The organism is Kitasatospora sp. NPDC041988, assembly GCF_055588525.1.
Window position 1 is genome coordinate 89357 of sequence record NZ_JBVJCO010000029.1, and the last position, 25258, is coordinate 114614.

Consider the following 25258-nt stretch of genomic DNA (forward strand, 5'->3'; position numbering starts at 1 on the left):
CCCCCGGCCCGTGCGGCCCGCGGGAGCTGCCGCCGATCTCGGGCAGGAGCTTGGCATGCACGGCGACACGCGGGACCAGTCCACACCGGTGGCCGACACCCTCGACGCAGCGGTCGCGGAATCCGCCGGACGGATGGATTCTGACACCCGGACAGACGCGCCGATGCCGGCGCCCCGGGGTTCCCGGGCTATCCGTACGGAGCAGCCGGCCGAACCGGCCCGACAACCCGGGGCCGAGGAGAGCCGGCCCGCGGCACCGCGCAAGCGCACCACCACCCGGCGCAGCGCCACCGCGACCACGGCCGCCACCGCGAAGGTCGGCGCCACGGAGGCCGCCACCAAGGCCACCGCCGCGAAGGCCACCCCCGGGGCCGACGCCGGGGCCGACGTCACCGAGGCCGCCACCGCGCCCCGCAAGGCCCCCACCCGAACGGCGACCGCCCGGACCGCGACTGCCCGCAAGCCCTCCGCCCGCAAGACGACAGAGAGCGACACCGTGATCGGCCGCATCCCCGTCCTGGACGTCAGCCCCCTCGTAGACTCCGGCCGCCGCCCGGCCAAGGCCGTGACCGGCGAGACCTTCCTGGTCACCGCCACGGTGTTCCGCGAGGGCCACGACGCGGTGAACGCCAACGTGGTCCTGCGCGACCCGCGCGGCCGCAGCGGCCCGTGGACGCCGATGCGAGAACTCGCCGAGGGCACCGACCGCTGGGGCGCGTACGTCACCCCGACCGCGCCCGGCCGCTGGTCCTACCTGGTGGAGGCGTGGAGCGACCCGCTGGCCACCTGGCGCAGGACCGCCGCGGTGAAGCTGCCCGCCGGGATCGACACCGCGCTGGTCCTGGAGGAGGGCGCGCTGCTGCTGGAGCGGGCCGCCGGCGGCGTGCCGAAGAAGGAGGGCCGGGCGCACATCCTGACCGCGGTGGACGCGCTGCGCGACACCGGCCTGCCGCCGCTCTCCCGGCTGGCCGCCGCCCTCGCCCCCGAGGTGCTGGACCTGCTGGCCCGCTACCCGCTGCGCGAACTGGTGAGCGCCTCCCGCCCGCTGCCGCTCCAGGTCGACCGCGAGCGGGCCCTGTACGGCTCCTGGTACGAGTTCTTCCCCCGCTCGGAGGGCGCGGTGGTGGACCCGTCCGGCGTGGAGCCGCCGCGCTCGGGCACCCTGCGCACCGCCGCCGAGCGATTGCCGGCCGTCGCCGCGATGGGCTTCGACGTGGTCTACCTGCCACCGGTCCACCCGATCGGCCGGGCCTACCGCAAGGGCCCGGACAACACCCTGACGGCGGGCCCGCACGACGTCGGCTCGCCGTGGGCGATCGGCTCGCCGGAGGGCGGACACGACGCCGTCCACCCGGACCTCGGCACCATCGAGGACTTCGACCACTTCGTCGCCGAGGCCGAGGCGCTGCACCTGGAGGTGGCGCTGGACTTCGCGCTGCAGTGCTCGCCGGACCACCCGTGGGTGAACAAGCACCCCGAATGGTTCAGCCACCGCGCCGACGGCTCCATCGCCTACGCCGAGAACCCGCCGAAGAAGTACCAGGACATCTATCCGATCAACTTCGACCAGGACATGGACGGAATCGTCAAGGAAACCATCCGCGTCCTCCGATTCTGGATGTCCCACGGGGTACGGATCTTCCGGGTCGACAACCCGCACACCAAGCCGGTGCTGTTCTGGGAGAAGGTACTCGCCGACATCGCCCGCACCGACCCCGATGTCGTGTTCCTGGCGGAGGCGTTCACCCGCCCCGCGATGATGCGGACCCTGGGGAAGATCGGTTTCCACCAGTCGTACACGTACTTCACCTGGCGCACCACCAAGCAGGAACTCACCGACTACCTCACCGAGCTCAGTGGTGACACCGCTGCCTACATGCGGCCCAACTTCTTCGCCAACACACCGGACATCCTGCACGCCTACCTGCAGACCGGCGGCCGGGCCGCGTTCGCGATCCGCGCCGTCCTGGCCGCCACCCTCTCCCCCAGCTACGGCGTCTACGCCGGCTACGAGCTGTTCGAGGACGAGCCGGCCCACCCGGGCTCCGAGGAGTACCTGCACTCGGAGAAGTACGAGCTGCGCCCGCGGGACTGGAGCCGCACCGACACCCTGGCCCCGCTGCTCACCGTGCTGAACCGCCTCCGCCGCCGGCACCCCGCCCTCCAGCAGCTGCGCGGCCTGCGCTTCCACCCCACCGACAACGACCAGGTGCTCGCCTTCTCCAAGACCGCCACCACGGCCGACGGCCTCACCGACCACGTCGTCACGGTGGTCAACCTCGACCCGCACCACGTCCAGGAGGCCACCGTCACCCTCGACGGCGACGGGCCCTTCACGGTGCACGACGAGCTCACCGGCGCCGCCTACACCTGGGGCCGGCACAACTACGTCCGGCTCGATCCCTCAGCCGAGCCGGCTCACCTCCTCACGGTTCGGAGGAACCCAGCGTGACAGTGAACGAGCCCGTCCCCGACACCTTCCCCGAGACCTCGAAGAAGAACCTTGACCCCGAGTGGTTCAAGCGTGCGGTCTTCTACGAGGTACTGGTGCGGTCCTTCCAGGACAGCAACGGCGACGGGATCGGGGACCTCAGGGGGCTCACGTCCAAGCTCGACTACCTCCAGTGGCTCGGGGTCGACTGCCTCTGGCTGCCACCGTTCTTCGCCTCCCCCCTGCGCGACGGCGGGTACGACGTGGCCGACTACAAGTCGGTCCTGCCGGAGTTCGGCGACCTCGCCGACTTCATGGAGTTCGTGGACGCCGCGCACGCCCGTGGCATGCGCGTGATCATCGACTTCGTCATGAACCACACCAGCGACCAGCACCCGTGGTTCCAGGCCTCCCGGGAGGACCCGGACGGCCCGTACGGCGACTTCTACATGTGGGCCGACGACGACAAGCAGTACCCCGACGCCCGGATCATCTTCGTCGACACCGAGACCTCCAACTGGACGTACGACCCGGTGCGCAAGCAGTACTACTGGCACCGGTTCTTCTCCCACCAGCCGGACCTCAACTACGACAACCCCCGGGTCCAGGACGAGATGATCGCCGGGCTCCGGTTCTGGCTCGACCTCGGCATCGACGGCTTCCGGCTGGACGCCGTGCCGTACCTGTTCGCCCGCGAGGGCACCAACTGCGAGAACCTCCCGGAGACGCACGAGTTCCTCCAGCGGGTCCGCAAGGAGATCGACGCCGACTACCCCGACACCGTGCTGCTCGCCGAGGCCAACCAGTGGCCGGAGGACGTCGTCGACTACTTCGGCGACTTCTCCTCCGGCGGCGACGAGTGCCACATGGCGTTCCACTTCCCGGTGATGCCACGGATCTTCATGGCCGTGCGCCGGGAGTCCCGCTACCCGGTGTCGGAGATCCTCGCCAAGACGCCGCGCATCCCGCACGGCTGCCAGTGGGGCATCTTCCTGCGCAACCACGACGAGCTGACCCTGGAGATGGTCACCGACGAGGAGCGCGACTACATGTACGCGGAGTACGCCAAGGACCCCCGGATGCGCGCCAACGTGGGCATCCGCCGCCGGCTGGCCCCGCTGCTGGAGAACGACCGCAACCAGATCGAGCTGTTCACCGCCCTGCTGCTCTCCCTCCCCGGCTCGCCGGTGCTCTACTACGGGGACGAGATCGGCATGGGCGACAACATCTGGCTGGGCGACCGGGACGGCGTGCGCACGCCGATGCAGTGGACCCCGGACCGCAACGCGGGTTTCTCCTCCGCCGACCCGGGCAGGCTCAGTCTGCCGCCCATCATGGATCCGGTGTACGGCTATCAGGTGACCAACGTCGAAGCGCAGCAGAGCAGTTCGAGTTCGCTGCTGCACTGGACGCGTCGCATGATCGAGATCCGCAAGCTCAACCCGGCCTTCGGCCTGGGCACGTACACCGAACTGCCGTCCAGCAACCCTGCGGTACTGGCCTTCGTGCGCGAGCACGAGGGGGACCTGGTCATGTGCGTGAACAACTTCTCGCGGTTCGCGCAGCCGACCGAGCTGGACCTGCGGCAGTACGGCGGGCGGTATCCGGTCGAGCTGATCGGCGGGGTGCGCTTCCCCTCGATCGGTGAGTGGCCGTACCTGCTCACCCTCGCCGGCCACGGCTTCTACTGGTTCCAGCTCCGCCAGCCCCCGCGGCTGAGCGGGACCAGGCGATCGAAGTAACGATCCATCAGGCGCCGCGTCCCGGCTCTCCGGCGCACCGACGCCACCCGCACCACCAAACCCTCCGGGGGCGCGAGTTGAACCCCCCGCGCCCCCGGAGGTCTCTGCACCACATCTCTGCACCACGCGTACGGAGAACAGCCCAACGGCCACCCACACGAAGGCGTGACACCTGAGCACCGCTCGCGTGCCGTCGCCGCCGCGCCGCCGAAATCCGGAAGACTGACGGACCCGGCCAGACCCGTCGGGCAGTCCGCCCGCTTCCGGGGAAAGGGAGTCATGTCCGAAACCTCCCGTTCTCAAGCCCATGTGCACCGCGACACCCCCACCGGCCCCGCGCCGGTGGGCACCCGCGGTGCCGGGGCCCGGAGAACCGCTCTGGGGGTCAGCGAACTCGTCCAGGCGGCCCTGCCGCTGATCGCCGAGTGGCTCCCCACCCAGCGCTGGTACGCCGGAAAGGGACGGCCCATCACCGGCCTCACCCCGGTGGTCGGCACCCCGCTCCAGGTCGGCGACCCGGCCCTGCTCCACCTGCTGCTGCGGGTCGAGCACGCCACCACCGCCGGCGCGCCGCACGGGGACATCTACCAACTGCTGCTCGGCATCCGCTCCCAGGGGCCCGCCGGCATCGAGCCCACCGCGGTGCTCGGCCGGCTCACCCAGGGCCCCTACGACGGCGCGGCGCTCTACGACGCGGTGCACGACCCCGAGCTGACCGGGCGGCTGCTCGAACACCTGGCCACCGGCGACCGGTTCGGCTCGCTGTCGTTCCGCCGCACGCCCGGCTCCGGGCTGCCCGCCACCCTGCCCGGGCGAGCCTCCACCGCCGAGCAGTCCAACAGCTCGGTCATCTACGGCACCTCGTACATCCTCAAGCTGTTCCGCCGCATCCACCCCGGCACCAACCCCGACCTGGAGCTCTCGCTGGCGCTCTCCCGGGCCGGCTCCACCCGGATCCCCCGGGTCGCCGCCTGGTTCGAGAGCCGGCTGGAACGCGCCGAGCCGGCCACCCTCGGGCTGCTCCAGCGCTACCTGCCGGAGGCCGAGGACGGCTGGGAGCTGGCACTCGACCAGGTCGGCCGGCTCAAGGGCGACCCGTCGCCCGGCAACTTCGCCATCGAGGCGCACCGGCTCGGCCGGGCCACCGCCGAGGTACACCGGGTACTGGCCCGCTCGATGCCGGTCGCCCGGCTGGACCGCACCCAGACCCGGGAGCTGGCCACCGCGATGGCCGACCGCCTCGACAGCGCGGTGGCCGTCGTCCCCGGACTGATGCGCTACCGGGCCGCGCTGCGCACCGCCTTCCAGCAGCTCGCCGACGCCCACCCGGACGGCATGCCGGTCCAGCGGATCCACGGCGACCTGCACCTCGGACAGGCCATGCGCACCCCGCACGGCTGGGTGCTGCTGGACTTCGAGGGCGAGCCCGCCAAGTCCGTCGCCGAGCGGCGCGAACCGCAGACCGCGCTGCGGGACGTCGCCGCGATGCTCCGCTCCTTCGACTACGCCGCCGCCCACCTGCTGGCCGGCGGCCCGCACGACCCGGAGCTGGCCCACCTGGCCGCCGCCTGGGCGCAGCGCAACCGCACCGCGTTCTGTGCCGGCTACACCGCCGGCGGCGGCACCGACCCGGCCGCCTCGCCGGAGCTGATGCGCGCGCTGGAGATCGACAAGGCCGTCTACGAGGTGGTGTACGAGGCCCGGCACCGGCCCAGCTGGTTGCCGATCCCGCTGGCCGCGATCAACCGGCTCGCCCTCACCGTCTGACCCTCCCGCCCCGTTGCCGACCTGCTCCGTTGCCGACCCGCCCCGCTGCCGACCTGTTCCGCCGTTGACCCGCCTCGCTCCGCCCTGCCCCCGCTCCCGCCCTGCCCCGCTCCCGCCCCGGAGCGGACCCACCCCGCCGCCGACGTTCCCGCGGCCACCCCGATTCCGCAGGAGGACCAGCCGTGACGCCGCTCGACCCGCCCGGCCGCACCACCCGCACCGTGCCCGCCACCTTCCTGGCGAACGCGGACTCCCCCCAGCGCGAGCCCGCGGCGCCCCGACGAGCCGAGCCGCGCGCGGCGGCGCGCCCCGCCCCCGCCCCCTCGCAGGACGGTGTGCCCGGCGGTGCGCCCAGCGGTGCGCCGAGCAGCGTGCCCGGCGGCGTCCTGCGGCTGCCCGAGGCACCGCTGCCGCCGTCCGAGGTGGACCGGCTGGTCGGCGGGCAGCACCACGACCCGCACGCCCTCCTCGGCGCCCACCCGGTCAACGGCGGCACCGCGATCCGGGTGCTGCGCCCGTTCGCCGAGCGCGTCGTGGTGGAGACCGCGCACGGCCCGGCCGAACTCACCCACCAGCAGGGCGGCCTCTTCACCGGCCTGCTGGCCGGCGCCGAGCTCTACCAGTGCGGCCCGGCCGACTACCGGCTCCTGGTGACGTACGCCGGCAGCGAGCCGATCGCCCAGTACGACGGCTACCGCACCCCGCCCACCCTCGGCGAGCTGGACCTCCACCTGATCTCCGAGGGCCGGCACGAGCAGCTCTGGCAGGCGCTCGGCTCGCACGTGCGCACCGTCGAAGGGGTGCACGGCACCGCCTTCGCCGTCTGGGCGCCGAACGCGGCCGGCGTCCGGCTGATCGGGGACTTCAACCACTGGGACGGCACCGGGCACCCGATGCGCTCGCTCGGCTCCTCCGGCATCTGGGAGCTGTTCGTGCCGGGCCTGGCCGAGGGCACCCAGTACAAGTACGAGATCCACACCCGGCAGGGCTGGGTGCTCGACAAGGCCGACCCGCTGGCCCGGGCCGCCCAGTGCCCGCCCGGCACCGCCTCGGTGGTCACCTCCTCCTCGCACCGCTGGGAGGACGGCGACTGGATGGCCCGCCGGGCCCGCGCCGCACACCACCGGGCCCCGATGTCGGTGTACGAGCTGCACCTGCCGTCCTGGCGGCCCGACCTCACCACCTACCGTGCGATCGCCGAGGAACTCCCTGGCTATCTCAAGGAGTTGAACTTCACCCACGTGGAGCTCATGCCGGTCATGGAGCACCCGTTCGGCGGCTCCTGGGGCTACCAGGTCTCCGGCTACTACGCCCCCACCGCCCGGCTCGGCAGCCCCGACGACTTCCGGTACCTGGTCGACACCCTGCACCGGCACGGCATCGGCGTGATCGTCGACTGGGTGCCCGCGCACTTCCCCAAGGACGACTTCGCCCTCGCCCGCTTCGACGGCGAGCCGCTGTACGAGCCCTCCGACCCGCTGCGCGCCGAGCACCCCGACTGGGGCACCCTGGAGTTCGACTACGGCCGCACCGAGGTGCGCAACTTCCTGGTCGCCAACGCGGTGTACTGGTGCGAGGAGTTCCACATCGACGGCCTGCGGGTGGACGCCGTCGCCTCGATGCTCTACCTCGACTACTCCCGCGAGGGCGGCGACTGGACGCCCAACCAGCACGGCGGCCGGGAGAACCTGGACGCCGCCGCGTTCCTCCAGGAGATGAACGCCACCGTCTACCGCCGCTGCCCCGGCGTCGTCACCATCGCCGAGGAGTCGACCGCCTGGGACGGCGTCACCCGGCCCACCGACAGCGGCGGCCTCGGCTTCGGGCTGAAGTGGAACATGGGCTGGATGCACGACTCGCTGGTCTACATGTCCAAGGAGCCGGTGCACCGCAAGTACCACCACAACGAGATCACCTTCTCGATGGTGTACGCCTACTCGGAGAACTACGTCCTGCCGATCTCGCACGACGAGGTGGTGCACGGCAAGCAGGCGCTGGTCTCCAAGATGCCCGGCGACTGGTGGCAGCAGCGCGCCAACCACCGCGCCTACCTCGGCTTCATGTGGGCCCACCCCGGCAAGCAACTCCTCTTCATGGGGCAGGAGTTCGCCCAGGGCGCCGAGTGGGACCACGAGCAGGGTCCGCAGTGGTGGGTCCTCGACGAGGAGTGGCCGGCCGCCGGCGACCACCTCGGGGTCCGCCGCCTCGTCCGCGACCTCAACCGGCAGTACCTCGACGCACCCGCGCTCTGGGAGCTGGACACCACCCCCGACGGCTTCCGCTGGCTCGACGGCGGCGCCGCCGAGGACAACCTGCTCTCCTTCGTCCGCTACGCCGCCGACGGCACCCCGCTGGTCGCCGTCTGCAACTTCTCCCCCGTCGTCCGCCACGGCCACCGGGTCGGCCTGCCCGCCCTCGACGGCCGCGAGCAGCTCTGGGAAGAGGTGCTCAACACCGACGCCGAGACCTACGGCGGCGCCGGAATCGGCAACTCCCGCCCGGTGAAGGCCGAGGCCGTCGAGTGGAACGGCCAGCCCCGCAGCGCCGAACTGATCCTCCCCCCGCTCGCCACCCTCTGGCTCCGCCCGGCCTGAGCGGCCCGACCGGCCCGACCGGCACCGCGGCGGATCGGCCGCGGCCGGACCATTGCGTCCGGCCGCGACCCTTCCCTAGGCTCCCCGCCTGAGACTGATCGTCAGCTGCCGGGGGGCCTGCACATGTCCGTGATTCTGGGGTGGGTGTACGTCCTGCTGCCGTTGGCCTGCTGGGCGGCGGTGGCGCGTACCCGGGTGGTCGGGGTGGCGGTGTCCGCCGTCCTGGCGGGCCTGGCCGTGGTGCTCGTCGGCCTGGAGTACGAGTGGTTCTTCACCCGCGCCACGGCCGAGATCGAGGCCGGGTACCCGTTCGCGGCCGGCCTGGTGATCCTGGTGGGCGCGCTGATCGAGCGGCGGCAGCGGAGCCCCCGGCCGGAGGGGGCGTCCGGCCGCCGCACCGGCGGGGCGGCCGTGGCGATCTGCGCCCACGCCCTGCTCGGCACCGTCATCTGCCTCGTCTACGGCATCCTCCTCGCCCACGACTCCTTCCTGCCGAGTGCCGACGAGGTGTCGATGCCACCCGGGCTGGCCGTCAAGAGCGCGAGCGACGGCTCTTGCGGCTCCAACTTCTGCTCCCGCACCCTCACGATCGTCAGCACCGCCGGCCTGCCACCCGCCGAGGTGGCCACCCGCCTGCGGAGGCACCTCGTCACCGACGGCTGGCGTCCGGGGCCCGGCAACAGCCTTCTGCACCCGCACGGCTGGCTGGTGGACACGCGCCTGTCGGAGGTCTGGGTCAGCGAGAGCCCGCTCGGGGTCTCGGTGGAGCTGTCCGGCTCCGAGCGCGCCGGCTAGGGCTTGTCCACCGGCCCCCTCCCGGCGTGACCTTCGTCCCTTGCGCCGGGCGGATCGCCCTGCTCGCGGACAGGCGTTCGCGGTGCGAAGGTATGGTCGATATGACCATTCTCTGAGACGACGGGACGGAGAGAGCCACGTGGCGCGCAGCGTGTACGTGACCGGGATCAACCGGGGCGACGGCCGGCAGGCGGTCGAACTCGGGGTCATGGAACTGCTCACCCGCCAGGTGGACCGGGTCGGGGTGTTCCGCCCGCTGGTGCACGCGCACGCGCCCGGCGAAGCGGGCTCGGACCACGTGGTCGAGCTGCTCCGCACCCGCTACCGGCTGGACCTGCCGCCGGCCGGGCTGTACGGGCTCACCTACGAGGAGGCGGCCGCCCTCCAGGCCGCCCAGGGGCAGGACGAGCTGGTCTCCACCCTGGTCGACCGGTTCCGCGCGCTGGAGCGGCGCTGCCAGGCGGTGCTGGTGCTGGGCACCGACTTCGCCGACACCAACATCCCGGACGAGCTGGCCTTCAACGCCCGGCTCGCCAACGAGTTCGGCGCCGCCGTCATCCCGGTGGTCGGCGGGCACGCCGAGGACGCCCAGGCCGTGATCGCCGAGGTCCGCAACGCCCACCGCGCGTACACCGACCTCGGCTGCGAGACCCTGGCGATGATCGCCAACCGGGTCGCCCCCGGCGCCAAGCAGCGGATCCAGCGCACGCTCACCGAGAAGCTGCCGATCCCCGCGTACGTGATCCCCGAGGAGCCGGCGCTGGCCGCGCCGACCGTCGCCCAGCTGGTCGAGGCCACCGGCGCGGAGGTGCTGATCGGCGACGCGGCCGGCCTGGCCCGGGACGTCCGCGGCTTCGTCTTCGGCGGCGCCATGCTGCCGACCTTCCTGGATGCGCTGACCGAGGGCGCCCTGGTCGTCACCCCCGGGGACCGCGCCGACCTGGTGATCGGCTCCCTGGCCGCGCACGCCGCCGGCGCCCCGCCGATCGCCGGCGTGCTGCTGACGCTCGGCCAGCACCCCGGCCCGAACGTGATGGCACTGGCCGCCCGGCTCGCCCCCGGCACCCCCGTGGCGGTCGTTCCCGAGGGCAGCTGGATCACCGCCGCCGCCCTCACCCACCTGGAGGGCAAGCTCTCCGCGGCCAGCCCGCGGAAGGCCGAGATCGCCCTCGGCCTCTTCGAACTGCACGTGGACACCGCCGAGTTGACCACCCGGATCGAGGTCGGCCGGTCCGAGCGGGTGACCCCGATGATGTTCGAGCACGAGCTGCTGGAGCGGGCCCGCTCGGCGCGACGGCACGTCGTCCTGCCGGAGGGCACCGAGGAGCGGGTGCTGCGCGCCGCCGAGATCCTGCTCCGCCGCAACATCTGCGACCTCACCCTGCTCGGCGAGGTGGACGCCGTCCGCCGCAAGGCCGCCGCGCTCGGCATCGGCCTCCCCGCCGAAGACCCGGCAGCCGACCGCGCCCAGGTCCGGATCGTCGACCCGGCCACCAGCCCGCTGCGCCGCCAGTTCGCCGAGCTGTACGCCCGGCTGCGCGCGCACAAGGGCATGACCGTCGAGCTGGCGCTGGACGTGGTGACCGACGTCAGCTACTTCGGCACCCTGATGGTCCAGGAGGGCATCGCCGACGGCATGGTCTCCGGCGCGGTGCACTCCACCGCCGCGACCATCCGGCCCGCCTTCGAGGTGATCAAGACCTCGCCGGGCGCGGCCATCGTGTCGAGCGTCTTCTTCATGTGCCTGGCCGACCGGGTGCTGGTCTACGGCGACTGCGCGGTCAACCCCGACCCGGACGCCCAGCAGCTGGCCGACATCGCCATCCAGGCCGCCGCCACCGCCGCCCAGTTCGGCGTCGAGCCGCGGGTCGCGATGCTCTCCTACTCGACCGGCACCTCGGGCTCCGGCGCGGACGTCGACAAGGTCCGCAAGGCCACCGAGATCGTCCGCCAGCTGCGCCCGGACATCCTGGTCGAGGGCCCGATCCAGTACGACGCGGCGGTGGACGCCCACGTGGCGGCCACCAAGCTGCCCGGCTCGCCGGTGGCCGGCCGGGCCACCGTCCTGATCTTCCCGGACCTCAACACCGGCAACAACACGTACAAGGCGGTCCAGCGCTCGGCCGGCGCGGTGGCGGTCGGCCCGGTCCTCCAGGGCCTGCGCAAGCCCGTCAACGACCTGTCGCGCGGCGCGCTGGTCGAGGACATCGTCAACACGGTCGCGATCACCGCCATCCAGTCGCAGGAGCGCAAGGAGTCCAACGGTGAGTGAAGGTACGCGTGTTCTCGTCCTGAACGCCGGCTCGTCGTCGGTGAAGTACCAGCTGATCGACATGTTGGACGGCTCCCGGATGGCCTCCGGTCTGGTCGAACGGATCGGCGAGGCGGGCGGCCGCCTGCTGCACACCCCGCGCGCCGGGGAGAGGCGGGAGGCCCTCCAGGTCTTCCCCGACCACTCGGCCGCCCTGAAGGCCGTCGCCGAGGAGCTGGCCGCCGACGGCGTCGGGCTGGACTCCCCCGAGCTGGCCGCGATCGGCCACCGGGTGGTCCACGGCGGCCTGCGGTTCACCGAGCCGACCGTGATCAGCGACGAGGTGCTCCAGGAGATCCGGCGGCTGATCCCGGTCGCCCCGCTGCACAACCCGGCCAACATCACCGGCATCGAGGTGGCCCGCGCGCTGCGCCCGGACCTGCCGCAGGTGGCCGTCTTCGACACGGCCTTCCACGCCTCGATGCCGGAGTACGCGGCCCGGTACGCGATGGACAAGGCCGTCGCGGACGAGCACCGGGTGCGCCGCTACGGCTTCCACGGCACCTCGCACCAGTACGTCTCGCGGGCCACCGCCCGACTGCTCGGCAAGGACCCTGCCGAGGTCAACGTGATCGTGCTGCACCTGGGCAACGGCGCCTCCGCCTCGGCGGTCGCCGGCGGCCGGTGCGTGGAGACCTCGATGGGCCTCACCCCGTTGGAGGGCCTGGTCATGGGCACTCGTTCGGGTGATATCGACGCGGGCGCGGTGTTCCACCTGCACCGGGTCGGCGGCCTCTCGATCGACGAGATCGACAGCCTGCTCAACCGCCGCAGCGGCCTGCTGGGCCTGTGCGGCGACAACGACATGCGCGAGATCATGCGCCGCGCGGAGGAGGGGGACGCCGACGCGCGGCTGGCGTTCGACACGTACATCCACCGGCTGCGCAAGTACATCGGCGGCTACTACGCGATCCTGGGCCGGGTGGACGCGATCGCCTTCACGGCGGGTGTCGGCGAGAACGCGGCGCCGGTGCGGGCGGCGGCCACGGCCGGACTGGACGAGCTGGGCATCGCGGTGGACCCCGAGCTGAACTCGGTGCGCTCCGGCGAGGCCCGGATCATCTCCCCCGCCTACTCCCGGGTGGCGGTCGCCGTGGTGCCCACCGACGAGGAACTGGAGATCGCGCGACAGGCCTTCGCCCTGGTGCACCGGCAGTCCGGCCAGTGAAGTCCGGGGACTGACACACCGTCGTCTCGACCCTCGGAATCCTTCGTCGGCGATTCCTCACGATTCGTGCCGAATGCACCTATAACACGAACGGATAGACTGATCCATATGCGCCGAGCGAAAATTGTCTGCACCCTGGGTCCCGCGACGGACTCCTACGAACAGCTGAAGGCCATCGTCGAGGCGGGCATGAACGTCGCCCGACTGAACATGAGCCACGGCACCCACGCGGACCACGAGGAGCGGTACCGCAAGGTCCGCCAGGTCTCGGAGGACACCGGCAAGGCCATCGGCGTCCTGGCCGACCTCCAGGGTCCCAAGATCCGTCTGGCGACCTTCGCCAACGGCCCGGTGACCGTCGACAACGGCGACGAGTTCACCATCACCACCGAGGACGTCCCCGGTGACCAGCACATCTGCGGAACCACCTACAAGGGCCTGCCCGGCGACGTCAAGCCCGGCGACCCGATCCTGATCAACGACGGCGTCATCGCCCTGGAGGTCGTCAGCGTCGACGGCCCCCGCGTGAAGACCGTCGTCGTCGAGGGCGGCGTGCTCTCGAACAACAAGGGCATCAACCTCCCCGGCGCGGCCGTCAACGTGCCCGCCCTGTCCGAGAAGGACAAGGACGACCTGCGCTTCGCGCTGGCGCTGGGCGTCGACATGGTCGCCCTGTCCTTCGTCCGCAACGCGGCCGACATCAAGGACGTCCACGCCGTCATGGACGAGGTCGGCATCCGCGTGCCGGTCATCGCCAAGATCGAGAAGCCGCAGGCCGTCGAGGCCATGGAGGAGATCGTCCTCGCCTTCGACGCCATCATGGTCGCCCGCGGTGACCTGGCCGTCGAGTACCCGCTGGAGCGGGTGCCGCTGGTCCAGAAGCGGCTGATCACCCTGGCCCGCCGCAACGCGAAGCCGGTCATCGTCGCCACCCAGATGATGGAGTCGATGATCCACGCCTCGCGCCCGACCCGCGCCGAGGTCTCCGACGTCGCCAACGCCATCCTGGACGGCACCGACGCGGTGATGCTCTCCGCCGAGTCCAGCGTCGGCAAGTACCCGATCGAGACCGTGCGCACCATGAGCCGGATCGCCGAGAAGGCCGAGGAGGAGCTGCTCTCGCAGGGCCTCCAGCCGCTGAACCCGGGCCGCAAGCCGCGCACGCAGGGCGGTTCCATCGCCCGCGCCGCGTGCGAGCTGGGCGACTTCCTCAACGGCAAGGCCCTGGTCGCGTTCACCAAGTCCGGCGACACCGCGCGCCGGCTCTCCCGGTACCGCTCGCCGATCCCGGTGATCGCGTTCACCCCGGACAACGCCACCCGCAACCAGCTCTCGCTGAGCTGGGGCGTCGAGGCGCACGTCACCGAGCAGGTCGGCTCGACCGACGCGATGGTGGCCCAGGTCGACGGCGAGCTGCTCCGCATCGGCGAGCTGAACGAGGGCGACACCGTCATCGTCACCGCCGGCTCCCCGCCCGGCATCCCCGGCAACACCAACATGGTCCAGGTGCACCACCTGGGCACCCGGAGCGAGTAAGGCCCCGGAAAACGCCCGTGGGGCGGTCCCTCCTCAGCGGAGGGGCCGCCCCACGGGCGTTCCATGGCCGGCCTACTTGTTGCCGACGTAGGGCTTGTCGTCGTTGTAGAGCTGCATGCCGGGGATCTTCAGCGTGCCGCCGAACTGGCCGGACTGGATCGCGGTGACGTTGGTCATCTGCATCCAGAGCGGGATCTCCAGCTTGCCGATCAGGTCGTACAGCCACTGCGGCAGCGGCCCGTCCGGGGTGAGGGTGAGCTCGCCCAGGTCGATCGGGATCGGTATGCCGAGCACCTGGGACAGGTGGCCGGACATGCGCTCCACGTACATGGTGACCGGGCCCGTGCGCATGGTGGAGACCGAACCCGGCGCGCCCTTCACGTGGAAGGTCTTGCCGTTGCCCTCCAGTGTCGACATGTCGAGGTTCTCGATGTCCACGCTCTCGACCACGAACTTCAGCACGCGCTTGGTGGTGGTCGGCGTCTGGACCTTGACCACGCCCATCAGGACGGCGTGGTTCAGGGTCAGCCGGCTGGTCTGCAGGGTCCAGTTCTGGTCCGGGACGAGGATCGGGTTGTCCGGGTGCTCCCCGGCGGCGAGGCCCTTCAGCGGGACCAGGCAGTTCGGATCGGCACTCGGCGAGGACGAAGCGGACGGTGTGGCCGAGGACGACGGGGTGGCCGAACCGGTGGCCTTGGCACCCGCGGACGGCTTGGCGGCGGTGCCCGCCTTGCCGCTCGGCGAGGCGGAGGCAGCCGGGCTCTGCGCAGCCGACGGGGCGGTCGGCGGCGGCGTGGCGGCGGACGACTGCGCGGGCGGGGCGGGCGGCTGGGTGCCTGCGGCCGGAGCGGCCGGGGCCACCGCGTGGTTGCCCGCGACAGGCGCGGCAGGTGCCGCCGGTGCCGGGCTCGCGGTGGTCGCGGACGCCGACGGGCTCGGTGGACTGCTGGGGTGGATCAGGTTGGTGATGCCGCCGACGAGATCGTCGATCAGCCCGGCCTGGACGACGCCGCCGGAGCCACCGGTGGTCGCGGACCGGACGGGGCCCGCGGCGGACGCCGACGCCGGTGCCGGGGCCGGGGCCGTCGGGGCCGTCGTCGTGGGCGTGCTCGCCGGTGCGGCCGTCGTCGTGGGCGTGCTCGTCGGTGCGGCCGTCGTGGCGTCGGGGAGCGGCACGGACGGGCCGGGCAGCGGCGGGGGCAGCTCGCTCTTGGGAACGGGCGTCTCCGCCACCTTCGGCGGCTGTGGGGCGACGTCCGGCGCGGTGGCGCACGGCTTGCCCGCGGAGGTCTCGGCGATCGCCGCGTTCGGCGTGTAGGCGGCGGCCATCAGCAACGCGGTCGGCACCGCGGCCATCGCCAGCGCGCGGCCTCTCAGCCGGACCCGGACGGGCGTCCGGGGTGCCGCGTGCCGGCCGGAGCGCTGCTCCGGCAGGGCGGGCCGGCCCTGCTGGTCCTGCGAGGTCACCGTGCCTCCTCGGGGTCACCGGCCTGCTGCGGGACGGTGCCCTCGGCGGTGGCGGGGGCCTTGTCCAGGAGCGGCGGCTCGGCCTGGCCCGGGACGACCGGCAGCGGCGCGGTGGCGGGCTCGGCGGCAGTACCGTCAGCGGCGGGCTCGGCGGTGGCGGTCCGCTCGGCGACCGCGGCCTCGGCGGCGACGGCCTCCTCCGGCGGGTTGGGCGCCCAGGAGAGCATCAGCCCGCCGCCGATCAGGCCCGGCAGCAGTGCCATGCCGAAGCCGGACAGGTTGGAGACCGGGATCGAGACCAGCGTCAGCAGCATGGTGGCGACGCCCGCGAAGAAGCGGACGGCCGGCTGGAACCAGGCGGTCAGGCCCAGCACGATCAGCAGGACCCCGATGATCAATGACCCGGCACCGGCCGTGGTCGCCATGGTGACCGTCATGCCGTTCAACGACAGCTTGGCGTAAGGGAAGTACATGATCGGGACGCCGGCGATCATGGCCATGAGGCCGCCCCAGAACGGGCGGGACCGGCGGAAGTGACGGAACACCCGAAGCACCCAGTGGACGGTGTTCTCGTGCTCGGCGGGCCGCAGCTCGGCAAGGGCGCTGGACACGGTGCAGCTCCTCGATGGTGTGAACGAGGCGAAAAACGGGAGGGGGAGGGCCCGGGACGGCGCAATGCACCGCCCCCGACCCCCCGGGTGCCGTGGTCGGCGGCGGGTCAGCAGACCCACCACCGGTCAACGGCCTAGAAGCACTCGTGCCCGCCGTCGGTGTGCAGCGCGAGCTTCAGGCCCTGGAGCTTGAAGGTGCCGGCCGAGGTGGCCCAGGCGGTCTGCTGCACGTTCGACAGGTCGGCCTTGTCGGCGGCCTGGGCGAAGCCGACGCCGCCCGAGGGCAGGCCGGTGCCGAGCTTGGACTTCCAGCCCTGGGTGGCGCTGCCCTTCAGGGTGGAGGCGTCCTGGCCGATGTTGATGTTGGTGAAGGTGGCGTCCGCGCTCAGCTGGTCGAGGTCGATCAGCAGGTTCTTCGCGGAGACCTGCTTCGCGACGTCGTCGCTCTGGCCGGCCTCAAGGCGCAGGGTGATCTTCGGCAGCTTCCACGGCAGGCCGGGGATGATGTTCGGGTCGGTCACCACCGACTGGCAGAGACCCTTGATCGTGGCCTCGTCGAACGCCGAGACGGCGACCGGGTGCGGCGTGCCGTTGGACTCGGCGTCGATCGAACCGAACTGCGCGAAGTTCGTACCGTGCAGCTCCTGCGTGGAGACCTTGAAGTTCTGGCCGGAGACGCTGAACGAAGCCGCCAGCGCGTTGTTGGCCATCGCGACGCCGACCGCGGCGGTGGCGGCGAGGCCGGGCACCATCACGAGGGCGAAGCGCTTCCAGCGGGTCTTGCCGTAGGTCTGGGACATGCGAGTCCTCCTTCTAGGACGTACATCTCCGGCGCCCGGCGGTGCGTCCCGCACCGGTGGGGGCCTGGGATGGGAGAGAGCTACGTCCTCGGTAGCGGAGAGCGCCTTGGGCGTCGTCGGACGCGGGAGCGGCCGGCACACAGCGGCACTCCCGTCCCTTCACCGGCCGCCTTTGCGGGGCGGCGGGCAGGACCGACGACATCGGCGATCACCCCCGAGCGACAACCAGCGACCGCGCGGGCCGCGCGGCCGGATCGAAGGACAGGAACCGCCGTGGGACCGCGGATACCCCCCTGCCCTCCCTACCGCCGGCCACGGCCGACGGCTCACCCGGTGGGGATCCCTCGCTCCGTTTCGCCGACCGGCTGTCGGCGGGGTGAAGTCTGGGACCGGGCGTCGCCGATGCTGCTTGAATCCCGGGCGAAGCACAAGGGGTTCGTTACTGACGGGTAATCCAACATCCAATGACAATGATCATGAAAATGGACGCTCGAACACCCTGAGTGATGGATTGAAGGAATCGTGACGGCGAAATCCCCCGGAAACACCAGCGAAACACCCGTGGGCGGTCACGCGAAGTGACCACCCACGGGTGTTGTCAAGATTTGGTAAACCTCTTACGCGATGACCGGATTGTCGCCAAATCTCCAGCGACACCGCAGGTCACCCGCCGTGCCAGTACGTACCGGCAGGACCACTCCGACCGGGCTCAGAAGAGGACGCGGGCCAGCGCGGTGCGCGCCGCCGTCACCCTCGGGTCATCCGTACCGATCACCTCGAACAGCTCCAGCAGCCGGAGCCGAGCGGTGTCCCGGTCCTCGCCGAACGTCCGCCCGACGGTGTCCACCAGACGCCCGAAGGCGTCCTCGACATGGCCGCCGACCAGGTCCAGGTCGGCCGCCTGGAGCTGGATCTCGACGTCCTTCGGGGCGGCCGCGGCCGCTGCCCGGACGGCCTGCAGGTCCAGCCCCTCCACCCGGCGCAGCAGCTGCGCCTGGGCCAGGCCGAGCTTCGCCTCGGTGTTGCCCGGCTGGTCCGCCAGCACGTTCTGGTACGCCTGGATCGCGCCGCCCAGGTCCCCGCGGTCCAGCGCATCGTGCGCGGCCGCCAGGGCCGGGTCCTCCGGAACGTACGACGCGGCCTCGCCCGGCTCGCCGGCCGGCGCCCCCGCGCCGCCGACCACGCCGAAGCGCTGCTCGGCCACGAGGATCAGCTGGTCCAGCACCTTGCGGACGTTGGCCTCGCTCTCGGCGCCCTGGAACAGCGGCACCAGCTGGCCGGCCACCACGGCCATCACGGCCGGGATGCCCTGGATGCCGAACTGCTGCGCGATCAGCTGGTTGGCCTCGACGTCGATCTTGGCGAGCACGATCCGGCCGGCGTACTCCTCGGCCAGGTGCTCCAGGATCGGACTGAGCTGCTTGCAGGGCCCGCACCACTCGGCCCAGAAGTCGATGACCACCGGCACTTCGGTGGAGCGCTGGACGACCTCGGCCTCGAAGGTGTCCTCGGTAACGTCGATGACGAGCTCGTACGGGGCCTGGGGGGCCGCCACGCCGGATGCTTCGGCGGCGGCCGCCTGGCGGGCCCGCTCGGCCCGGGCCTGCTCGGCCTTCTGGGCAGCCTCGCCGGCTGCCTTCACTGCGGCGAGGTCGACCGCACCGCGCAGAGCGGAGCTGTTGGGACGCGAATTCCGTGGCTGCATGGCACTATCCTCCCCCGTCCGCGCTTCCGGCGGGCACCATCCTCCGGAAAGTCGCCCCGCGCGGGCTGCGCGGTACCGAATCCCGAGGTGGACGGCCCGGCCCCCGGTAGCCTGAACCTTTCGGCGCGGATCCCCACCCGCACCCGCGCCGCTCCCGTCCCACGGGGTCGCGGCGCCTGGTTGTCACTGCTTTCGCTACGAGTCGTAGCGTAACTGGATCGAGGGCCCCCGCCGCAACCCCATCCGGCGTTCCCGGGACGTGAGCTGTCCCACTTTCCCGGGTGGCCAGGCTGACCTGGACGGCGAGGAGTCGCTACCGTTGCCGGTCCCACCCATGTTACTTACCAGTAAATCGCAAGGAGGCCCGGTGCCGGCCGCCCAGCCCCCCACCCCGGCCCGCCCGGCCCACCGGGAAGACCCCCCACAGGCCCCTGAGGGCCCCGAGGGCACCACCACCGCCCGGGCCAAGGGCAGACCGCGCAGCGCCGCCGCCGACCTCGCCATCCTGGACGCCACCCGCGAGGCCCTCGCCGAGCTCGGCTGGGGTGGGCTGACCATGGGCCACGTGGCCACCCGCGCCAAGGTCGCCAAGACCACCCTGTACCGCCGCTGGCCGTCCAAGAACGAGCTGGTGGTGGACGCCGTCGCCAGCCTCTTCGACGAGCTGGTGATGCCCGACCTCGGCAGCCTGCGGGCCGACATCGAGGCGGTGGTCGCCCAGTTCGCCGACCTGCTGGCCCGCCCGGAGAGCCAGGCCGCACTGCTCGCGCTGTTCGCCGAGGGCACCCGTGACCGGCAGCTGCGGCGGCGGATCCGGGAGGCCATCGTCGACCCGCAGAAGCGCCTGGTCCGGCAGGGCCGCGCGGCCGCCCAGGCCCGCGGCGAGCTCGCCCCGGACGACGACGAGGTGACCGCCGGCGAGGAGATCGACATCATCTTCGACACCATCGCCGGGACGGTCGAGCACCGGGTGCTGGTCAGCGGCGAGCCCATCACCGCCGACTGGACCCGGCGCTTCACCAACCTGCTGCTCGGGCCCTACCCCAGCCTGACCGGAGGCTGAGCACGGCAGATCGAAGCAGGCGCAGCACGGAGCCGCCCCGCACGTGGGAACGTGCGGGGCGGCTCTCTGCGTGCACGCGGCTTAGAAGCGCGCGGTCTCGCGGTAGATCCCCCACTCCTCGCGCAGCGCGTTGCAGATCTCGCCCAGGGTGGCCTCGGCCCGCACCGCGTCCAGCATCGGCGGGATCATCGACTCGCCCGAGCGCGCCGCCGCCAGCATCGCGTCCAGCCCGGCCCGCACCGCCGCGTCGTCCCGGCCGGCCTTCCGCTCGGCCAGCACGCGCACCTGCTCGCGCTCGACCTCGTGGCTGACCCGCAGGATCTCCAGCTCGGGGGTGACGCTGCGCGGGTGGCAGTTGACGCCGACGACCCGCTTGTCGCCCTTCTCCACCGACTGCTGGTACTGGAAGGCTGCCTCGGCGATCTCCCCGGTGAACCAACCGTCCTCGATCCCGCGCAGGATGCCGGAGGTGATCGGGCCGATCTCGTGGTCCTCGCGGCCCTTGTCCAGGATCCGCTGGAAGATCGCCTCGGCCTGCTCCTCGATCCGGTCGGTGAGCGCCTCGACGTACCAGGAACCGCCCAGCGGGTCGGCCACGTTGGTGACGCCGGTCTCCTCCATCAGCACCTGCTGGGTGCGCAGGGCGATCTCGGCGGCCTGCTCGGAGGGCAGCGCCAGGGTCTCGTCCAGGGCGTTGGTGTGCAGCGAGTTGGTGCCGCCGAGCACCGCCGAGAGCGCCTCGACGGCGGTGCGGACCACGTTGTTGTACGGCTGCTGGGCGGTCAGCGAGACGCCGGCGGTCTGGGTGTGGAACCGCAGCCACTGCGCCTTGTCGGTCTTGGCGCCGAAGCGGTCGCGCATCCAGCGGGCCCAGATCCGGCGGGCGGCGCGGAACTTGGCGATCTCCTCGAAGAAGTCCAGGTGCGCGTCGAAGAAGAAGGAGAGCCCGGGCGCGAAGACGTCCACGTCCAGGCCGCGGGAGAGGCCCAGCTCGACGTAGGCGAAGCCGTCCGCCAGCGTGTACGCCAGCTCCTGCGCGGCCGTCGCCCCGGCCTCGCGGATGTGGTAGCCGGAGACGGAGAGCGGCTTGTACGCCGGGATGCCCTCGGCGCAGTACGCCATCAGGTCGCCGATCAGGCGCAGGTGCGGCTCGGGGGCGAAGAGCCACTCCTTCTGGGCGATGTACTCCTTGAAGATGTCCGTCTGCAGGGTGCCGTTGAGCACCGTCGGGTCGACGCCCTGGCGCTCGGCGGCGACCAGGTACATGCAGAAGATCGGGACGGCCGGGCCGCTGATCGTCATCGAGGTGGTGACCTCGCCGAGCGGGATGCCCTTGAACAGGACCTCCATGTCGGCGGCCGAGTCGATGGCCACGCCGCAGTGGCCGACCTCACCGAGCGACTTGGCGTCGTCGGAGTCGTAACCCATCAGGGTGGGCATGTCGAAGGCGACCGAGAGGCCGCCGCCGCCCGCCTCCAGGATCATCCGGTAGCGCTCGTTGGTCTGCTCCGCGTTGCCGAAGCCGGCGAACTGGCGGATGGTCCACGTCCGGCCTCGGTAGCCGGTGGCGTGCAGACCACGGGTGTACGGGTACTCGCCCGGCCAGCCGATCCGCTCGAAGCCCTCGACGGGCTGCCCGGCGGGCGGGCCGTAGACCGGCTCGACCTCGTCGCCGGAGAGGGTGGTGAAGTCCGCGTCCCGCTTGCGGGCGCTGTCGTACCGCTGCTGCCAGCGCTGGCGTCCGCGCTCGATCTCCTCGGCGTCCATGGACCCGAACTCCGCTCCGTACGGCCGCCACGTCATCGGGACGGCACAGCTATTAGGACGTCCTACTAATTTACTCGGACGTCCTAGTACTTGTCGACGGAAGCCGGGCCGAAACGCCGAAACGCCCCTCCCCGGCACGGGGAGGGGCGTACGCGCAGGCTCTGCGGCCGGACGCCGGGGGTCAGACGCCGGCGGTCTGCCGGGCCGCGCCGCCGGCCGGGAGCTGCTCGGCGGCCTCGCGGACCACCCGGCGCTCGGCGACGAAGGAGGCGAACGGGATGCAGCCGGCGGCCAGGGTGAGGATCATCCGGCCGAGCGGCCACTTGAGCTTCTGGCCGAGCAGGAAGGTGACCACGAAGTACCCGATGTAGAGGTAGCCGTGCAGCATCGCGACGTAGGTGGTGACGTCCTCGGCGGTGTCGAAGCCGTACTTCGCGACCATGAAGCCGCAGAACACCAGCAGCGCCACACCGGTCGCGATGGCCAGGGCCCGGTACCAGCCCAGCAGGGGGTTCGACTTCATACTCTTCATCGCCTCGCTCGGCAGGGATCGGCCGGTGCGCCCGGTTCCGCGCACCGCTCCCACGAGGGTAGCCGCCGCTTACGGGTGCGCCGTGCAGCGGCCCGCCCGGCCGCGGCCGCGCCCTACTCGGCCGTGGCCGCGTCCGGCTCGGTGAAGTCGCCGGCCGCCACCCGCAGCGGCCGGAGCAGCTCGAACACCTGGCGGCACTGCCCGGCGTCGTACTCCTCCAGGCCGAACTCCATCGCCATCAGCTCCCGGGTCGCCTCCTCGACCACCTCGCGGCCGCGGTCGGTGATCGAGGCGAGTACGCCGCGGCCGTCCAGCGGGTTGGGCCGGCGGGCGACCAGGCCGGCCCGCTCCAGGCGGTCGACGGTGTTGGTGACGCTGGTCGGGTGGACCATCAGCCGCTCGCCGATCTTGGAGAGCGAGAGCTCGCCGGTCCGGCTGAAGGTGAGCAGCACCAGCGCCTCGTAGCGCGCGAAGGTCAGCCCGTATGGCTTGAGCACCGTGTCCACCCGCGAGAGCAGGATCTGGTGGGCGCGCATGATCGAGGTGATCGCCGCCATCGAGGGGACCCCGCCCCAGCGGCGGGTCCAGAGCTCGTCGGCGCGGGCGATCGGGTCGAAGTCGAGTGCGAGGGGCTTGGCCACCTCCTTACCGTACCGGCGGGTGGGACTGCCGCTATCAGGCGTCCTGATGGTGGACAAGTGAGACACGTGGCGGGATCCCGCCAGTGGGGTGGCCAGGTACGTACCAGGACATTGCAGGGGTGTGAACGCACGCCAACCCGCCGACGTCGGCGCGGGGTTGGCTCCCGGCCCGGCGCCCGGCCCGCTATCAGGCCTCGGTTCGGACGGTAACCCGCTGCAAGACGGGGTGATTTGACGGATTTGTCGCCCTGTTCACAATCCGCCGGACTGGCGAGACCTGGCCAATTGATGAACCAGACCTGTCATTTCACTTGTTGGATTGTCATGCTTTCGGCCAGCCCCGTAAGGCAGCCACCGCCCCACTCACCGGTGGTCTGCCGCTCGACCGCACGGAGCAGCCCGTCAGCGCCCGTTCCGCCCCTCAGGTGTCACCCCCGGCACCCCGGGACGAGGTGCGACCGCGCACACGCGGTTTCCCGGAAGGACCTGTACGTGAAGCGAAAGCTCGCAGCCGGCGCCGTACTCTCCGCCACCGCGCTCCTCACCGGCGTCATCCAGGTGAGCACCGCCGCCCAGGCCACCCCGGCCCCCTCGGCCCAGGCGCAGGCATCGCAGCAGCGCGAGGCCGTCCTCGCCGTGGCGAAGGGTCAGGCCGACCCGCTGGCGAAGGCGCTGGCGCTGGGCGGCCAGGAGAAGCTGGTCGCCAAGGACGCCGTGGTGGACGCCAACGGCACCCGCCACCTCCGCTTCGAGCGCACCTTCGCCGGCCTGCCCGTCCTCGGCGGCGACCTGGTGGTCCACCAGGCCGCCGACGGCGCCGTGAAGGCCGTGGACAAGGCCGTCGGCGCCACGATCGCGCTGCCCAGCCTCACCCCGCAGATCCCCGCCGACAAGGCGGCCGCACAGGCCTCCGGCGCCGTGCAGGCCACCGTCGGCATCACCGCCGACAAGGACGAGTCCCCGCTGAAGGAGGTCCACCAGACCGGCGCCGCCGAGCTGGTGGTCTGGGCCGCGGACGGCAACCCGCGCCTCGCGTACCGCACGACCGTCGAGGGCGTCCGCGCCGACGGCACCCCGAGCAGCCAGCTGCTGGTCACCGACGCCGCCAGCGGCGAGGTGCTCTCCACCCACGAGCAGGTCCAGACCGCGACCGGCAGCGGCAAGGGCGTCTTCGTCGGCTCCGTCCCGCTGACCACCACCAGCGTCTCCGGCGGCTACTCGCTGAAGGACGCCTCGCGCGGCGGCCAGTCCACCGTCGACTTCAAGGGCCGGACCTCCGGCTCGGGCACCCTGTACACCGACGCGGACAACGTCTGGGGCACCGGCACCGTCTCCAGCGGTCAGTCCGCCGCGGTGGACGCCCAGTACGGCGCGGCGGCCACCTGGGACTTCTACAAGAACACCTTCGGCCGCAACGGCATCAAGAACAACGGCGTCGGCGCCACCAGCCGCGTTCACTACGGCAAGAACTACGTGAACGCGTTCTGGAGCGACCAGTGCTTCTGCATGTCGTACGGTGACGGCGCGAGCAACACCCACCCGCTGACCGAGATCGACGTGGCGGGCCACGAGATGACCCACGGCGTCACCTCGGCCACCGCCGGCCTCAACTACTCGGGCGAGTCCGGCGGCCTCAACGAGGCCACCTCGGACATCTTCGGCACCATGGTCGAGTTCTACGCCAACCTCGCCACCGACACGCCGGACTACCTGATCGGCGAGGAGATCGACCTCAACGGCGACGGCACCCCGCTGCGCTACATGGACAAGCCCTCCAAGGACGGCGGCTCGGCCGACTCCTGGTCGTCCGGCGTGGGCAACCTCGACGTCCACTACTCCTCGGGCGTGGCCAACCACTTCTTCTACCTGCTGGCCGAGGGCAGCGGCGCCAAGACCATCAACGGTGTCAGCTACAACAGCCCGACCTCCAACGGCTCGACGGTCACCGGCATCGGCCGGGACAAGGCCGCGGCCATCTGGTACCGCGCGCTGACCGTCTACTTCACCTCCACCACCAACTACAAGGCGGCCCGCACCGGCACGCTGAGCGCGGCGGCGGACCTCTACGGCTCGGGCAGCGCCGAGTACAACGCGGTGGCGGCCGCGTGGAGCGGCGTCAACGTCAACTGACGCAACGCGCCCAGGGCCTGGCGGCCCTGCGAACGCCCGGGGACCTCACTGGGAGGGGAGGCCCCGGGCGTGGGGGGGGGCCGGGGAAAGACCCGCCCGGGCGGGTTGTCGGGATGGGGGGGAAAGGGAGGGGGGGACTGCACAAGAAGGGGGCGGTGGGAGGCGTTCCCACAGGGGGAAGGAACCAAAGCAGAAACC

17 protein-coding genes are annotated in these 25258 nt (G+C 71.9%); 10 read left to right on the forward strand and 7 right to left on the reverse strand.

The window, feature by feature from the left end:
• Nucleotides 1–496 precede the first annotated feature (496 nt).
• The 8 genes from ACZ6NC_RS26805 to pyk all read left to right on the forward strand — a co-directional run bounded on the left by ACZ6NC_RS26805 (nt 497) and on the right by pyk (nt 14344).
• The gene (locus ACZ6NC_RS26805; RefSeq protein ID WP_465736336.1) at nt 497–2452 is read left to right on the forward strand and encodes an alpha-1,4-glucan--maltose-1-phosphate maltosyltransferase; all 1956 of its coding nucleotides are present in this window, start codon (nt 497–499) and stop codon (nt 2450–2452) included.
• Nucleotides 2449–4173, forward strand: a complete 1725-nt coding sequence (gene treS, locus ACZ6NC_RS26810) for a maltose alpha-D-glucosyltransferase (RefSeq protein WP_396320892.1) — start codon at nt 2449–2451, stop codon at nt 4171–4173. Before ACZ6NC_RS26805 ends, treS begins: the two co-directional genes overlap by 4 nt.
• A 279-nt stretch (nt 4174–4452) precedes the next feature.
• Complete coding sequence (locus ACZ6NC_RS26815) at nt 4453–5940, forward strand: maltokinase N-terminal cap-like domain-containing protein (RefSeq protein WP_465736318.1); 1488 nt, start codon at nt 4453–4455, stop codon at nt 5938–5940.
• 182 nt (nt 5941–6122) lie between these two features.
• On the forward strand, nt 6123–8534 hold the full coding sequence (gene glgB, locus ACZ6NC_RS26820) for a 1,4-alpha-glucan branching enzyme (protein WP_465736319.1): 2412 nt from the start codon (nt 6123–6125) through the stop codon (nt 8532–8534).
• A 123-nt stretch (nt 8535–8657) separates the two neighbouring features.
• Nucleotides 8658–9329: a hypothetical protein gene (locus ACZ6NC_RS26825; RefSeq protein WP_465736320.1), complete on the forward strand. Its 672-nt coding sequence runs from the start codon at nt 8658–8660 to the stop codon at nt 9327–9329.
• Between the two features lie 139 nt (nt 9330–9468).
• Nucleotides 9469–11601: a phosphate acetyltransferase gene (gene pta / locus ACZ6NC_RS26830; RefSeq protein WP_465736321.1), complete on the forward strand. Its 2133-nt coding sequence runs from the start codon at nt 9469–9471 to the stop codon at nt 11599–11601.
• Entirely contained in the window at nt 11594–12808 is a 1215-nt protein-coding gene (locus ACZ6NC_RS26835; protein ID WP_465736322.1) for an acetate kinase, read from the forward strand. The genes pta and ACZ6NC_RS26835 overlap by 8 nt, the downstream gene beginning before the upstream one ends.
• A gap of 108 nt (nt 12809–12916) precedes the next feature.
• Nucleotides 12917–14344 (forward strand): pyruvate kinase, encoded by a 1428-nt coding sequence (gene pyk / locus ACZ6NC_RS26840; RefSeq protein ID WP_465736323.1) that lies wholly within the window; start codon nt 12917–12919, stop codon nt 14342–14344.
• A 72-nt stretch (nt 14345–14416) separates the two neighbouring features.
• Here the strand turns inward: pyk and ACZ6NC_RS26845 are convergent, their stop codons facing one another.
• The 4 genes from ACZ6NC_RS26845 to ACZ6NC_RS26860 form a co-directional block, all read right to left on the reverse strand.
• Nucleotides 14417–15811 carry a hypothetical protein gene (locus ACZ6NC_RS26845; protein WP_465736324.1) on the reverse strand — a complete coding sequence of 465 codons (1395 nt, stop codon included), beginning with the start codon at nt 15809–15811 and terminating at the stop codon, nt 14417–14419.
• Nucleotides 15808–16422: a DUF6114 domain-containing protein gene (locus ACZ6NC_RS26850; RefSeq protein ID WP_465736325.1), complete on the reverse strand. Its 615-nt coding sequence runs from the start codon at nt 16420–16422 to the stop codon at nt 15808–15810. The genes ACZ6NC_RS26845 and ACZ6NC_RS26850 overlap by 4 nt, the downstream gene beginning before the upstream one ends.
• A 134-nt stretch (nt 16423–16556) precedes the next feature.
• The gene (locus tag ACZ6NC_RS26855; RefSeq protein WP_465736326.1) at nt 16557–17222 is read right to left on the reverse strand and encodes a DUF6230 family protein; all 666 of its coding nucleotides are present in this window, start codon (nt 17220–17222) and stop codon (nt 16557–16559) included.
• Between the two features lie 709 nt (nt 17223–17931).
• Nucleotides 17932–18927, reverse strand: a complete 996-nt coding sequence (locus tag ACZ6NC_RS26860; protein ID WP_465736327.1) for a tetratricopeptide repeat protein — start codon at nt 18925–18927, stop codon at nt 17932–17934.
• Between the two features lie 367 nt (nt 18928–19294).
• On the opposite strand from ACZ6NC_RS26860, the gene ACZ6NC_RS26865 reads away from it, so the two are divergent.
• A complete protein-coding gene (locus ACZ6NC_RS26865) occupies nt 19295–19990 on the forward strand; it encodes a TetR/AcrR family transcriptional regulator (protein ID WP_465736328.1) in 696 nt (231 codons plus the stop codon).
• Nucleotides 19991–20071: 81 nt separating this feature from the next.
• On the opposite strand, the gene ACZ6NC_RS26870 is transcribed toward ACZ6NC_RS26865, so the two are convergent.
• The 3 genes from ACZ6NC_RS26870 to ACZ6NC_RS26880 all read right to left on the reverse strand — a co-directional run bounded on the left by ACZ6NC_RS26870 (nt 20072) and on the right by ACZ6NC_RS26880 (nt 22930).
• A complete protein-coding gene (locus ACZ6NC_RS26870) occupies nt 20072–21757 on the reverse strand; it encodes an acyl-CoA mutase large subunit family protein (RefSeq protein WP_465736329.1) in 1686 nt (561 codons plus the stop codon).
• 181 nt (nt 21758–21938) lie between these two features.
• The gene (locus ACZ6NC_RS26875; protein WP_465736330.1) at nt 21939–22280 is read right to left on the reverse strand and encodes a DUF3817 domain-containing protein; all 342 of its coding nucleotides are present in this window, start codon (nt 22278–22280) and stop codon (nt 21939–21941) included.
• Between the two features lie 122 nt (nt 22281–22402).
• Nucleotides 22403–22930: a MarR family winged helix-turn-helix transcriptional regulator gene (locus ACZ6NC_RS26880; protein WP_465736331.1), complete on the reverse strand. Its 528-nt coding sequence runs from the start codon at nt 22928–22930 to the stop codon at nt 22403–22405.
• 492 nt (nt 22931–23422) lie between these two features.
• Between ACZ6NC_RS26880 and ACZ6NC_RS26885 the strand changes: the two genes are divergently transcribed.
• On the forward strand, nt 23423–25060 hold the full coding sequence (locus ACZ6NC_RS26885) for a M4 family metallopeptidase (protein ID WP_465736332.1): 1638 nt from the start codon (nt 23423–23425) through the stop codon (nt 25058–25060).
• Nucleotides 25061–25258: the final 198 nt, after the last annotated feature.

Bases quoted from the DNA above. Each gene is read 5' to 3' on its own strand.
- ACZ6NC_RS26855 (WP_465736326.1), bottom strand. From the start codon at position 17,222: ATGTCCCAGACCTACGGCAAGACCCGCTGGAAGCGCTTCGCCCTCGTG.
- ACZ6NC_RS26870 (WP_465736329.1), bottom strand. From the start codon at position 21,757: ATGGACGCCGAGGAGATCGAGCGCGGACGCCAGCGCTGGCAGCAGCGG.
- ACZ6NC_RS26875 (WP_465736330.1), bottom strand. From the start codon at position 22,280: ATGAAGTCGAACCCCCTGCTGGGCTGGTACCGGGCCCTGGCCATCGCG.
- ACZ6NC_RS26815 (WP_465736318.1), top strand. From the start codon at position 4,453: ATGTCCGAAACCTCCCGTTCTCAAGCCCATGTGCACCGCGACACCCCC.
- ACZ6NC_RS26860 (WP_465736327.1), bottom strand. From the start codon at position 18,927: ATGCAGCCACGGAATTCGCGTCCCAACAGCTCCGCTCTGCGCGGTGCG.
- ACZ6NC_RS26825 (WP_465736320.1), top strand. From the start codon at position 8,658: ATGTCCGTGATTCTGGGGTGGGTGTACGTCCTGCTGCCGTTGGCCTGC.
- pyk (WP_465736323.1), top strand. From the start codon at position 12,917: ATGCGCCGAGCGAAAATTGTCTGCACCCTGGGTCCCGCGACGGACTCC.